The sequence below is a fragment of the Lacinutrix chionoecetis genome, assembly GCF_053604665.1.
In genome coordinates this window covers 131,056-143,162 of the sequence record NZ_JBSHNQ010000073.1, presented here as the reverse complement: position 1 = coordinate 143,162, position 12,107 = coordinate 131,056, and the positions used below count along the sequence as shown (strand labels likewise).

The window sequence follows — 12,107 nt, the reverse complement described above, 5'->3', positions numbered from 1 at the left end:
TGGAAAACTGTTAAAACAACTTAGCCCAACAGGCGCAGGATGGGATGGGACTTACAACGGTAACCCAATGCCAACAAGCGATTACTGGTTTACTGTAGAATACAGAGAACCAGGCACAGACCAAAAGAAATCGGTTCGTGCACATTTTACGCTTAAACGCTAAAATAAAAAACAACTGTTTGTAAATAATAAAATGCCTGAACGAGAGTTCAGGCATTTTTTATTGCTATTGAGTAAGGTTTATGAGTAAGCCTGCGTTAAGGATGGCAGCGGCATCCTTTTTTTATACATGCCTTAGACTCTATAAACCGAACAAAAAGCTTAGGTAATTAATAGCTTTAATAAAGCACCTTAAAGATTAAAAAAAGATATAGCGTACAGCCTGACCAAGACTTTTTTGTCTTGGTAACGCCCTAATAATTATACAAATGCGAAATAAATGAATAAGCAATAAGCAACGACTAATAATAAGCCTTTGTATCTGCTTATTTGCATGACTTTAGGAATTAGAATTAGAATAATTAATACTGCAGCGAAGCCAATCATCCAGAAAATATCGTTGTCTAAGATCTTTAAATCTGTTACAGGAATTGGTTTTATAATTGAAGTTAAACCTAAGACTGAGCCAATATTGAAAATGTTCGATCCAATAAGGTTTCCTAAAGACAGAGCTTTTTCCTGTTTTGCTGCAGCGATAACTGAAGCCGCTAATTCTGGGACACTTGTACCAATAGCAATAACAGTTACGGCAATTACGGCATCGCTAACACCTAAGGCGATAGCTAATTCTTTGGCGCCATCGACTAACCATACTGAACCAAAATATAAAGCCAATGCGCCTAAAAGTAACCAGAATAAAATTTTAATGTTGGAAACCACAGCTAAAGACTCATCTACCTCCTCGGCAATTTTATCTTTTTTTGTTGTTTTTAACAGAATAATTATAAAAAGCACTAAGCCAAAAAACAGTATAAACCCTTCGGTTTGAGTTAATATAGCATCGTTACTTAAAAAATAATAGAGTGCAAATGAAAAAATCATCATTGCAGGCCAATTAATGGTATAAAAGGACTTATCGATACCTATGGCGCCAATTAAAGCCGTGATACCAAGTACCAAACCAATATTGGCAATATTAGAGCCAACAACATTATTAATGGCAATGGCTGGAGAGCCGCTAAGTGCAGCTTGAAGGCTTACTAATAATTCTGGAGCAGACGTAGCGAAAGACACCACTGTCATACCAATTACCATTTTAGAAATATTGAATTTTAAAGATAAGCCTACAGAGGCTTTTACAAGAAAATCACCACCAACTACCAATAGGATTAATCCGACGAGAATTAAAAATATACTCATAAACTTATTAATTACATTTTTGCGAAGATACTATTTAACAAGAAACTTTTTAAGCTGGGTTTTTCCTTGAGAGGTAATTTTAGCAAAATACAATCCGCTTGCTAAATTCAAATCTAAGGGTAGATTACTTTGAAGCGTGTTCGATTGAATTTTTCGTCCTTCGGAAGAATAAATAACAACATTGTAATCGTTTTTAATGCCTGAAATAAACAATTGATTGGTAACTGGGTTTGGGTATAGTTTTATGGTTTCGGCATTAAATTCTTCAACACTTAGTGTATTAAACCAAGGATTTCCAACATTTGCTCCCCAAATATAATCTACTAATTCTGGCATATCTATAAAAGGGTTTCTGTTAAATTGCCAGGTATAAATTATGTTGTTTCTATTCATTTCGAAATCGTCTGGTGGATCTTGATTATGCCATTGCAGTAGTGTTGCTAAATCTCCCATTTGACCAGTCACGTCTGGAAAACCATTTTCAATACTTAATCCGTTATATCTTATTTGCATGTATAAAACGCTACGGGCAACATCGCCTTTAAAACTTCCTGAATTTCCTGTAGGACCATTGTATTCGCCGTAGTGCTGATTACCTCTTGAGCTGTTTTCCGGGCCATCTGCAGCTCTTAACGCATGCGCATCTGAGTTTCCATGGCGCAAAGAATCTGCTTTTGTTTCCCAAAAAACGTCTTTGCCATCTGCAATATCGTCTAAATCTATACTCTCGTATCCTGCCAGCGATCTAGGGAAGGTGTGTTCTCTATTCCATGTTCCTAAATTGTTAGAAGTGGTTTGGAAATCTAATTTAGGACGCCCTTGTTCTGTATAAACCAACCAAACTTGATTTGAATTTGCTGGGTTTTGATCGGCTTCTTTTAAAATATCTATGACATCTGCATACGTTTGTGCTCTAACAATTGCAGGATCTGCAATTATATTTTGCAATGCTTGTTCTAAAGCGGTGCCAGACAATCCGTTTAAACTATCGTAATAACCTGATGGTTGAGTGCTTGCCACCATATTGGTTGTCGGGTTTGTTGGTGTACCAAAAGGAGCGACCACAAAATCATTATCAACAACTCTAATTTCTAAATTGTTATTTAGGGTTAAATATTCTGATGGTAACGCAGACAGGACAATTTTTAAAACCTCATCACCTTCATCTAATACATCGTCAACCAGTGTTATTGTTGTAGTAATTGTATTTTGGCCATTAGGAATGGTAACAGAGGTGTTACCCGTATAGTCTGAAGTATCGAAACCACCATTAGCCAAAGTAAAATTAATGTTCAAATCTGAAGTTACATTTTGCTCTGTAGTAAATGTAATATCAAAAGCCTCATCTTCATTAATTTGTGTCTGTGCAATGGTTGTTAACACGCCATTTAAAACTACTCCGCTACCATCATTTAAAGTTCTTGGAGTTGGTGTGGTTGCAACGTAAGTAATGCTGTTAGGGTTTCCCATGCCATCATCGAAACGCTGGATGGAATTTGTGTTATTTCCAGAGCCTTCATTAATTTGCTCCGTAACGCCCAATAATGCCATTAAAACAGTATCGTCAGTATCACTAGTGTCATACACCAAAGCATCTACTAAATTGGTTTGAGTAGCTAATGTTCCATCTGGAAAATCGGTGTCGTCACCAAGATAAATAGCCACAGCATCAGCTCCGTTTTGTATTAAATTTGGAGCGATTACAAACTGAGGAAAAGGCGAAACAGAGGTGCTGCCAATTAATAAGAGTCCATTTACATCTGTTGTGTAACCATCTAAGTCTAATGCAAAATAACTTGAATCTCCTCCACTATCAGAGCCATTAAAAAGGACGACTACATAACCATCTAAAGCAAAATTAGGCATGCTCGAAAGTAATTCTATAAACTCTTCATTATCAATTCCAGGCGTATCGCAATCCAACTCATTAATAACTACAGCCTGACCATTTGTAATGTTGCACAGCAACATTACAATTACAAAATAATATAACTTTTTCATTTACACAGTTTTTGCAAATGTACACAACTATATTAGAGTATCCTCTTTATGTTGCTTTTGAGTTAAATTTTAACATTATTAAAGCTGAATATTAAAAAGGAAAAAAGATAAATCAGCAATTATGAGTCTTTTTTTAAATGAAATACCTCTTGCAAATTTTATAGCACTCAAAAAAGCGACTACAATTGTTACAGTATTTAATGTTAAATTGAAAATAAGATTTAGAACTGAAACATATATGAAGGCAAAATATAAAATATTATAACATAGTTGATTAATTTGCTTATAAAAGTAAATTCAATTGTATTGATTCTGCAGTTTTTGTTTGGAAGATAATTATGTAATACTATATATTGATTGAACAATCATAATAATGGTTGTTTTTATTAACCTTATAAAACCTAAAGATTATGCTAACACTTGCCAAACTTATTATCGATATTATTTTATCGATTTTTCTGTAAATAAAAATGTATAACTTAGTCTAGAATAAGTTTTACAATTTTTTAAGAAAGGCAGATTTTGGCAATCCTTAAGAAAATATTCTTAGAAAAAATACTTCTTATTTTATTATCTATAAAAATAGATTATTTTAATAGAGGTTTACAGCATTAATTGAGACTAAATGTATGAGAAATGATAATATAAAAAGGAATCTTTGAGGATGTATATTGCGTTGAGAGCGATGAATTAGATTGAAACAATTACTTCCAAATTGATTATAAATAACACACAATTACAATCATAATATAATTGTTTAAACTAAAAATAATATTGCTACAAGTGGTGTTAATAAATTAGAAAAAAGATTAGGTGATACTCTTCAATAACTTTTGTATATAATTATGTTTTTAGTAGATGTAAAAGAAGAGCAGAGTAATATAAGATGATTAACTATGGCGTTAATTACAAAAAAATGGATAATTTTGTAACTGCAATACTGTGTAAACAAGCTCATTTTGAAAAAACAATTATTTAAAATATTATCCAAAATAAATAAGTCCGTTCTCCCTAGTTATACTAAACAACGCTTAGACCTTAGTAAAGCTACAAAATTACAGATGGCTATTTTTGGGTGGAAACTTTACGTCACTAAGAACGCTTTAGATTAAAGTCTATAATTTTTAATTTTTATTTTGACCTTTATATAAAAAAGAGATATATTTGCACCCACAAAAAAGGCCTCGTGGCGCAACTGAATAGCGCACTTGATTACGGCTCAAGAGGTTACTGGTTTGAATCCAGTCGAGGTCACTAAACGGGATTTTTCAAAATTATTTTGAAAAGTCCCGTTTTTATTTCCTTCTAAGTTATCTGAAATAGAGGCGATTGCGCTGAATATCGAGTTTACTCTAAAAGTTCGAAGTCGGTCGTTTTTGAAGTCATACCCTATTCCTTCTGGAAAGAGCATAAATTGCAAAGAACGCTTGACTTCGATATTACCAGATTGCCACAATGACGGGAGGTTCAAGGCTAAATTTAATGCTTTGTCTATCGATTTTTTAAGGTTCGAACTATTAAATCCTGAGTTTGAAACTAGTTCGGTTATTTTGTTCTTTTCTGACTCTAGTTTGGACTTGAACTTATCGTATTGAACCTTTGTTATCTCTTCAAATACGTAGCGTTCTTCTAATCTATCCAGTTTAACATCCAGTTCTGTAGCTTGCGTGTTTAGTACCTTTGCTTCATCAATTTGTTCCTTGTTTAAATCGATAAAGGTTTGCTCGATGATCTCTTTGAGAGGTTCTATGTATTTTGGATCAGCTAGTGTGTAGTTTTCTAAAAGTGCCATAAATGAGTTGTGTAGCTTTTTCGCACTTCTGTTTTCGCGACTTCCAGATCTTCTGTTTTTATAATAGTATAGTCCTTTTTTCTTAACTACATATCCAGTATAGGGTGTTCCACATTCTGTTGATTTGACGAACATTTTTAGTGGTAGGTTTTCATCATCAAGATTATACTTACGGCCTTCTTCACGAGAGTTAAGAAGATTGTGAATTTTTAAGAACATCTCTCGACTGATCATAGGCTCGTGATTGCCTTGTATCACTTCTCCAGGAATCAATTTGTTGACCATCAATCCGCAGTAGAATGGATTTCTGAAATAGTCACTAAGTTTCTTAGCAGATAGCTCTAATCCTTTTCTTTTGAGTTTTTTAGATATCTCAACGTGTGAGGTGTTTGACATTGCTTTCCACTCAAAAGCTTTTTTGAGAAGTTTCCCTTTGTCGTTGATTACAAAGTTGGGCTTCTTGCCCTTGCCCGGATTTGTATTTGTATAACCGTATGGCCAAGCGCCTGTCCAATCTCCTCTGCGTAATTTTTCTTGCATTCCAGATACGGACTTATCCCTTCTCAACTCGTTATCAAATTGAGAAAACATATAATAAAGGTTCTGCTGAAAAGAGCCTGCACTTGTAGAAGTATCTACCTCTTGTGTCGCAGAAATTGTGACGATTCCCTGCCTCTTGAGTTGATCACTTATATACGCTCCATTGGCTCCAGTTCTCGAAAAGCGATCATAAGAATAGACGATGATATAGCCTATGTCTTTCCTGCGTTTAACAAAGTTGAGCATCTTCTGGAAGTGCTTGCGTTCATCACTTTTTGCCGACTCATACGTCCCACCAAAATACTCAACTACATCAAGTCCTTTCTTTTGAGCAAGTTGCTCACAGTATTTTAATTGTGTGTCTAAACTGGCATTGTTATCTGCCTGTTCTTTTGTAGAAACTCTGGTGTATATGACGGCGTTTCCTGCTTGTCTTAGAGACTTACTTTCGTCTGTTCTGGCAAATTGGTTAAAGATGGACAGGTCTTTCATTAGGCTACGTTTTGTTGAACTTGTTTGCACAGTATCTCTGCAAATTGCTCAAGGTTCTTAATTATTTCATCTGCCTCATCTTCGCTCACATTCTCAAAGCCTTTAAACGACTTGAGCCTTTCTACAGACATTTTACTTTTATGTACTTCCTTATTGTTTTCTTTTTTTACATCTATCGATTGCATTGTTACTTCCGTAAATGCTATTCTATTTTATAGTCATAGCACTAGTGGGATTTGGGATGGCTCTTTGAGCTCATTGCATTTAGGTTAATCGATGTTTATCACGTTTTCATATTAATTAGTTCAAACTTGCTTCCGTTATGGGATGACAAGTTCATTTGGGTGGCAAATAGGGTATCTATTTTGCTTTTTGTTTCACGGTACGGCTTATCAAGACCACTTTACCGTTGGCTTGTTTTATTTCAATATTCTGGTACTCGTGCTGTTTCAAAATGTCGATAATTCTATCTTTCTCACTAATGCGTTCCGTGCCTTCAATCATATCTATCTCGCCATTCTTTTTGGTCACTTGCACAGATTGGTACGACTCACTTCTCAAGATGAGCATCACTTGAATTTCGTCTTTATTAAGACCAGCAAAGGCATTAAAATTTGGTTCAGAAAAGAGTACAGATATATTTTCTTTGACGACTTGATTAAGGTTTAATACGATATGATTGGTTACTTTACCTTGTTGCAAAAGCTTAACATATTCATAATCATCTGCCAGATAAATGTTACCTGCTATATCGGTTATGAGATATAACGCTTTCGCGAAAGCGAGTACCTGAATAGTCGCATATTCCAGCTTACTGACTTTCAAATTATCAATCTTAGTTTCTTCAAACAGAAATTGCCTAACAGGTTTAATTTTTTCGTTGGGAAAGCCCAGATTACGATATTCGATGATGATTCCCATCCAAAGAATATCTATAAGGCTAAACTTGTTCCAACCTGCCGAAGTATTGCGCTTGTCCTCAAAGAGTCCAATATCCTGCCAGTGTGTAATCATACGCCTCTCGGCATTTACGATGTACTTATTTGCATATTCCTTCTCGTTGAGAAGTCTCAATAAATTTGAATAATCTGTGTGATCTTTTTTCAAGGCTGAATTTTTACAGTACAAACATAAACTTATAAACGTTACGAAACAAGGACGTTTTATTTATTTTCAAGAACTGATATGTATTTCTCCATAGTTGCTTTCTCATTTTCCTGCGCTTGCATCAACCTTTCATTGGTTTCTACAAGTTTTAGATTAACAGCTTTGAGTTCTTTATGATGACGCTTGTTTAGCTTGTCGAGCCTTTTGGATTTCTTCTTTAGATGAAATTTCAATTCTTCAATAGTACTTCCCATTTCATCTCGCATAGCATTGAGTATTCTATAGAAATCTGGAATACAAGCCTCATCGAGTTGTTGTATGAAAGTATTGATGACCATTTCGGCTGATGGATTTAAGTTCGTGTTATTATGGGTAACTATTTCCTTAGCCACATTCTTTATATCACGTATAGTTCCATTGCCAGCTTGAGTAACAAATGAGCCTTTACCAGTTTTCTTTATAGAATAATCTTGATTGTTGTTTACAGTAGTCACACGTGGTATATAACTCAAGGATCTATCAGAATAGAAATAGTTCATATCCACATCAAATAGCTTTGCAAAATTGATAAGCGCGAGATGCGGAATATGCTTTGCCCTACTTCTTACTGAAGAGATGATGCTTCGGTTAGAAGGATAAATCAGTTTTCCAAGGCTACTATCGTTGCTAGGTTTTAATCCGAGCTCATCATTTTTTTCCAATACCTCGTCTATGGCCTCGATAAATTTTAAATCTATGGTATCATAATCTGGATTCTGCTTCATATTATGTCTTTCATTATCAATTACTTCTTGTCGTTTACGCGCTTTTTTCTCATTCATTCAATTCAGGAGTGATAAAATTATTATCTCTTTTTGTAGTTTATTAAGCAACGTTTATACATATATTTGGCGATATAAATATAAAAACGACGTTAAATTGTTGCCAAATTTACAAAACTTTTACACTGAATTGTCAAACGAATCACATAAACTTTATAAGAATGTATCAACCCGATGAAATTAAAGCCATTACGAGAAAAATGCACAAGTACTTTGATAACCCCATTGCGCTTGTAGCTCAAGAATCTGGAAAATCCAGACCTACGGTATCTAAATTTTTTAATCGAAAAGAGATCAGGCCGTCCAGCGAAGAGCTTATTTACGAAGCCTGTCTTACACTTTTAGAATCCAAGCACGAGAAAACATTGCGCAATAGTAAAAAGGGAAAAGTCCTCACAGAGAACCTGCCTTTAAAGTCGCAAACATCGATGAAGTTATAATGCAGATCTCATCTTATGAAATTTGCCGAAAATAGCCCAGATGAAGGTTACCTGAACCTTATAAAAAAAATCAAGGAAGAAATAGAGATGCTAAAAAAGCACCACAATCCGACTAGTGAGATAGACAAAGCACACACTTTGCTGTTTCATAACAGTCCTAAAAATGAGCATAGTTAATTATTCCATCGCCTTTAAAGCATTGGATTACCACATTAAAGAACACAACCAGAATACAGATCAACTTTCTAATCGCATAAGACAGGCAATTGCCTCTACTGCAAAGGACATTATCAAGATTTACGGCCTTTCTTTACTGAAAGCGAGCAATGTCACAACACTTGATCTTAAAAACTTACCGCCTTTAAAGACCAACAATCTACAGTTGGCCAAAATGGGCAACGCCAGCCCTAGAACCATCCAGCGTCACTTAAAAAGACTCATAGATGCCGGCATCATTATCAATAAGATATGGCACGGTACCAACTCTGGATATGATCTTTGGGTCGAGCCAAAAATCCTGTTAGCAACTGGTTTAAAACCGGTGGATAAGCCCAAAATCGAGCGGGATTCACGGAAATCACAATCTACACACAATCAATCTGTTAAAAATATTCCTACGACAACTTGTCGTCATACAGACTCTAGTAACAATGGTTACATAAATAATTTAATAATAGGCGTTGATAACTCAAGCCGAGCCAAGCTATTCGGGAATAAAAGGAATTCGCTACCGCTCACAAAAGAAACAACGTCACGCAACGCTTCTAGCAACAATTTTACAGGATACACAGGGAAAAAATGCCCCAAAAATTCCAATGATGCAGGGGAAAATGCGCGGATGCGAGCCACAAATCAAACTGGCGCCGAAAATTTGCCACGAGATTCGGCTCGTTCCGCTTCCCTTTCTGTGTATGTGAATGCGCTTTGGACGCTTTCGCGAAATGTGCTCTACCAAAACACCTATCTCACAGAATCTCAGATCAAAATTGGAAGAGAACTGCTCTGGAAATGGTACGATCCAGTACCTGACAAACATCTGGCAAACGTGCATCAATGCTATGTAGATCGCATAGAACTCGTGCGGAAATATCTTGCCAAAGATCCTGAAAACAGATTCGTACAGTTACCACATCAATATTTTGATCCCAAAAACAAAACAGGGTTTGCTGGCACCAAAAAATGGTGGCAGGATCACAAGAAGAGACAGCTTGAAGTGCAGTTAAAACTCATTGTCGCTTCACAAATCCGCAGGTTTTTGAATAATGAGAAAAAGGATACTGCCAAGCAAAAACCCAGATTAGCACTTTTCAGGCAATGTGAGACGAGAATAGGCAAACTCGGTCAACCTGAGCTCTTGCAACACTTTCACGCAAGTGTACTCAACCCATCCACACAACGATTTTTATACACCAATACCTAACAAATGAAACGTATTTTCAAAAAGAAAAACGTTGCCTTGACCAATAAACTCAAGGGAGCGATTGCCGAGATATCCATTGATGTCTTCGGTTATGAGAAGAAGATCTCTCAGAATATCATAAGCTACACCGAGCATATTGCAACCTGGCAACAAATTCCTGTCGAGCGCTTGTACCTGCGTATTTATCAAGAACAGCACAAAGTACTTTCCTATCTGTACGATCAAGATGTGCTGATGAAAGAAATACCAACGGATGAACTCGCTTATTTCTTCTTAGAAGACAGCATTGCAACGTTGCCCAGTGTGAGAAACAAGATTGCCTTCAGTATCAAAAAGTATCTCAAAGAGTTTGCTACGGCAAATCATATTTGTGACCAGGATGTACAGATTTGGCTCAATGTCAAGCAAGGGGTTGTCACGGTCAAGGCTTTTCATAAAGAAAACTATATCAAGGAAATATCACTCTTATCACTCATTAAATACTTTAAATAATGCAACAAAAGAAAAAAGGTTGGAAACTAGGCCAGGACTCAGAAACTAAGATGATCGTCTGGTTCAAAGACGGTAACGTACGGACAATGTATTCTATCGACTGGAGACATAAATTTTCAAAAACAAAAAGTAGGGAAACAGGTTTGACTCGCTTTCGCAAAAAAATAAAAAAATATGGCCCTTTAGCCGGTACTATTGAGATTTACGATAAGGCTACCGGACAACGCATTGCCAAATTCTACGAAGGAAACGAGATGAATATTAATGCAGAAACTAACTGATATGAGAACCATTATAGAACTTAAGAAACGACTAAAGACCGAAACCTCTTTCCGTCGGAAATATCCAGATTGTAAAGAAAGCGATGATACAGTTCATTTACTTTATGTTTCGCCTTGCTTGAATGACACAGGATATTATCGAGCAATAACACCAGCATTAGAGTTGAACAAAACTGCGTCACATACCGCTATAATCACTAAGATTGAGACTTTTGACTTTAATAAACGTTTTGAAGATTATGAAAACTTGATTGATGAACAACTTTTATATTGGGCAGATTACATCATCTTTCCAGTTATATTCTCAGATGTGGATTTTTTTATCAAAGCTATACGCGTCTTGCGTCCAGATGTGCAATTGGTAATGGATGTGGATCAGAATTATACTGCTATTCCACAAAGTCACGCAATGTCACGCAAGATCGGTACACGCGATAAAGAGCAGTTGTTATCTAATATGATTTCAATGGATATTGTAACAACTGCAACAAAGCCACTATCTAACTTTTACAAAAAATTGTTGTTAGAGAACTTTCCCAACCACACCACTCACGTAGTACAATTGCCCTCTTTAGTGTCACGACTGGGATATGAAGAGATACCACCGTTAAAAAGGAATGAGTCCGAGATCGTTCGGATTGGTATTTTAGGTAGCAAAAGTCAGTTGTCAGATTTGCTAGTCCTTAAGGAACTAGTTGCAAAAACAAAAGAAGTCCTTAAGGAAGGAGTTCAATTTGTTTTTTACGGTTGGGATGGAAAAGACAATCAAGGCGAGCTAGTTCTTAAGGGACTAGCTGTAGAGTATCACAAGCCCGTCGCTTTTGAAAATCACTTTAAAACATTGAATGATTTGGCACTAGATATTGTCTTATTGCCAAGTGAAAAGCACCGATTTTCTCAATGTGGGCCTTACACAAGGCTATTAGAAAGTGCTGTTTTTGGTATTCCTGCAATTTCTTCTGTTTACCATCCGGCTAAGCAAGTCCTTAAAGAAGGAGAAACAGGACTGCTTGCTGAAACTACTGAAGATTGGGTAAAGTCCATCATACGATTAGTAAATGATAAAGAGCTACGCGAGCAGATGGGCAAGAATGCGCTCAAGTCCATCTGGATGGAACAGCATTTTACCAGTAGGCAACTACAGGTGTTTCAGGATTTGTTTATTTAGGCAAGCTTATTTTGGAAGAATTTAATCTCCTTTCTTATGCTTATGCGGTTTTAATGACGGTGTGTTCCCACCAGTCTTTTTATTATCTCGCTGACGTCTATCTGGTTTGCCAGTTGACTTTGCAATTCTTTTTGGACCTGTCTTGATTCCCATAATATTGTATTAAAAATATCTTACTAATTTAATCATTTACA

The 12,107-nt window shown here is 36.0% G+C and carries 14 protein-coding genes and 1 tRNA gene; 8 read left to right on the top strand and 7 right to left on the bottom strand.

From position 1 onward, the window contains the following. Window positions 1–163 (top strand): T9SS type B sorting domain-containing protein (locus ACVC43_RS07235; RefSeq protein ID WP_452222726.1); only part of this gene is annotated, 163 nt, incomplete at its 5' end. Window positions 164–420: 257 nt separating this feature from the next. Here the strand turns inward: ACVC43_RS07235 and ACVC43_RS07230 are convergent. Together ACVC43_RS07230 and ACVC43_RS07225 are read right to left on the bottom strand one after the other, a co-directional pair. Next, a complete protein-coding gene (locus tag ACVC43_RS07230; RefSeq protein ID WP_452223833.1) occupies window positions 421–1,359 on the bottom strand; it encodes a calcium/sodium antiporter in 939 nt (312 codons plus the stop codon). A gap of 30 nt (window positions 1,360–1,389) precedes the next feature. Continuing rightward, a complete protein-coding gene (locus ACVC43_RS07225) occupies window positions 1,390–3,360 on the bottom strand; it encodes an endonuclease (RefSeq protein ID WP_452223832.1) in 1,971 nt (656 codons plus the stop codon). A gap of 959 nt (window positions 3,361–4,319) precedes the next feature. On the opposite strand from ACVC43_RS07225, the gene ACVC43_RS07220 reads away from it, so the two are divergent. Together ACVC43_RS07220 and ACVC43_RS07215 are read left to right on the top strand one after the other, a co-directional pair. After that, window positions 4,320–4,472 carry an SsrA-binding protein gene (locus ACVC43_RS07220; RefSeq protein WP_452223831.1) on the top strand — a complete coding sequence of 51 codons (153 nt, stop codon included), beginning with the start codon at window positions 4,320–4,322 and terminating at the stop codon, window positions 4,470–4,472. Window positions 4,473–4,540: 68 nt separating this feature from the next. Beyond that, a tRNA-Arg gene (locus ACVC43_RS07215) sits at window positions 4,541–4,614 on the top strand. Here the strand turns inward: ACVC43_RS07215 and ACVC43_RS07210 are convergent. From ACVC43_RS07210 to ACVC43_RS07195, 4 genes are all read right to left on the bottom strand, one after another. Next, window positions 4,580–6,184, bottom strand: a complete 1,605-nt coding sequence (locus ACVC43_RS07210) for a recombinase family protein (protein ID WP_452223830.1) — start codon at window positions 6,182–6,184, stop codon at window positions 4,580–4,582. The two genes, ACVC43_RS07215 and ACVC43_RS07210, sit on opposite strands and share 35 nt — an antisense overlap. Continuing rightward, complete coding sequence (locus ACVC43_RS07205; RefSeq protein ID WP_159259706.1) at window positions 6,184–6,369, bottom strand: hypothetical protein; 186 nt, start codon at window positions 6,367–6,369, stop codon at window positions 6,184–6,186. Before ACVC43_RS07205 ends, ACVC43_RS07210 begins: the two co-directional genes overlap by 1 nt. Before the next feature lie 175 nt (window positions 6,370–6,544). Then, a complete protein-coding gene (locus tag ACVC43_RS07200) occupies window positions 6,545–7,291 on the bottom strand; it encodes a MerR family transcriptional regulator (RefSeq protein ID WP_232633001.1) in 747 nt (248 codons plus the stop codon). A gap of 56 nt (window positions 7,292–7,347) precedes the next feature. Continuing rightward, the gene (locus ACVC43_RS07195) at window positions 7,348–8,112 is read right to left on the bottom strand and encodes a hypothetical protein (protein ID WP_219360309.1); all 765 of its coding nucleotides are present in this window, start codon (window positions 8,110–8,112) and stop codon (window positions 7,348–7,350) included. Window positions 8,113–8,312: 200 nt separating this feature from the next. Between ACVC43_RS07195 and ACVC43_RS07190 the strand changes: the two genes are divergently transcribed. The 5 genes from ACVC43_RS07190 to ACVC43_RS07170 all read left to right on the top strand — a co-directional run bounded on the left by ACVC43_RS07190 (window position 8,313) and on the right by ACVC43_RS07170 (window position 11,913). Further along, complete coding sequence (locus tag ACVC43_RS07190) at window positions 8,313–8,552, top strand: hypothetical protein (protein ID WP_144665785.1); 240 nt, start codon at window positions 8,313–8,315, stop codon at window positions 8,550–8,552. A 163-nt stretch (window positions 8,553–8,715) separates the two neighbouring features. Further along, complete coding sequence (locus tag ACVC43_RS07185) at window positions 8,716–9,972, top strand: winged helix-turn-helix domain-containing protein (RefSeq protein ID WP_159259710.1); 1,257 nt, start codon at window positions 8,716–8,718, stop codon at window positions 9,970–9,972. Window positions 9,973–9,975: 3 nt separating this feature from the next. Next, entirely contained in the window at window positions 9,976–10,464 is a 489-nt protein-coding gene (locus ACVC43_RS07180; RefSeq protein WP_159259711.1) for a hypothetical protein, read from the top strand. After that, on the top strand, window positions 10,464–10,745 hold the full coding sequence (locus tag ACVC43_RS07175) for a hypothetical protein (protein ID WP_232632769.1): 282 nt from the start codon (window positions 10,464–10,466) through the stop codon (window positions 10,743–10,745). Before ACVC43_RS07180 ends, ACVC43_RS07175 begins: the two co-directional genes overlap by 1 nt. 1 nt (window position 10,746) lies before the next feature. Beyond that, entirely contained in the window at window positions 10,747–11,913 is a 1,167-nt protein-coding gene (locus ACVC43_RS07170; protein ID WP_219360310.1) for a glycosyltransferase family 4 protein, read from the top strand. 21 nt (window positions 11,914–11,934) lie between these two features. Here the strand turns inward: ACVC43_RS07170 and ACVC43_RS07165 are convergent, their stop codons facing one another. Next, window positions 11,935–12,066 (bottom strand): hypothetical protein, encoded by a 132-nt coding sequence (locus ACVC43_RS07165; protein ID WP_262885444.1) that lies wholly within the window; start codon window positions 12,064–12,066, stop codon window positions 11,935–11,937. Window positions 12,067–12,107: the final 41 nt, after the last annotated feature.

Coding starts and splice junctions, on each gene's coding strand:
- ACVC43_RS07175 (WP_232632769.1), top strand. CDS start 10,464: ATGCAACAAAAGAAAAAAGGTTGGAAACTAGGCCAGGACTCAGAAACT.
- ACVC43_RS07225 (WP_452223832.1), bottom strand. CDS start 3,360: ATGAAAAAGTTATATTATTTTGTAATTGTAATGTTGCTGTGCAACATT.
- ACVC43_RS07195 (WP_219360309.1), bottom strand. CDS start 8,112: ATGAATGAGAAAAAAGCGCGTAAACGACAAGAAGTAATTGATAATGAA.
- ACVC43_RS07190 (WP_144665785.1), top strand. CDS start 8,313: ATGCACAAGTACTTTGATAACCCCATTGCGCTTGTAGCTCAAGAATCT.
- ACVC43_RS07170 (WP_219360310.1), top strand. CDS start 10,747: ATGAGAACCATTATAGAACTTAAGAAACGACTAAAGACCGAAACCTCT.
- ACVC43_RS07165 (WP_262885444.1), bottom strand. CDS start 12,066: ATGGGAATCAAGACAGGTCCAAAAAGAATTGCAAAGTCAACTGGCAAA.
- ACVC43_RS07230 (WP_452223833.1), bottom strand. CDS start 1,359: ATGAGTATATTTTTAATTCTCGTCGGATTAATCCTATTGGTAGTTGGT.
- ACVC43_RS07185 (WP_159259710.1), top strand. CDS start 8,716: ATGAGCATAGTTAATTATTCCATCGCCTTTAAAGCATTGGATTACCAC.
- ACVC43_RS07210 (WP_452223830.1), bottom strand. CDS start 6,184: ATGAAAGACCTGTCCATCTTTAACCAATTTGCCAGAACAGACGAAAGT.
- ACVC43_RS07205 (WP_159259706.1), bottom strand. CDS start 6,369: ATGCAATCGATAGATGTAAAAAAAGAAAACAATAAGGAAGTACATAAA.
- ACVC43_RS07180 (WP_159259711.1), top strand. CDS start 9,976: ATGAAACGTATTTTCAAAAAGAAAAACGTTGCCTTGACCAATAAACTC.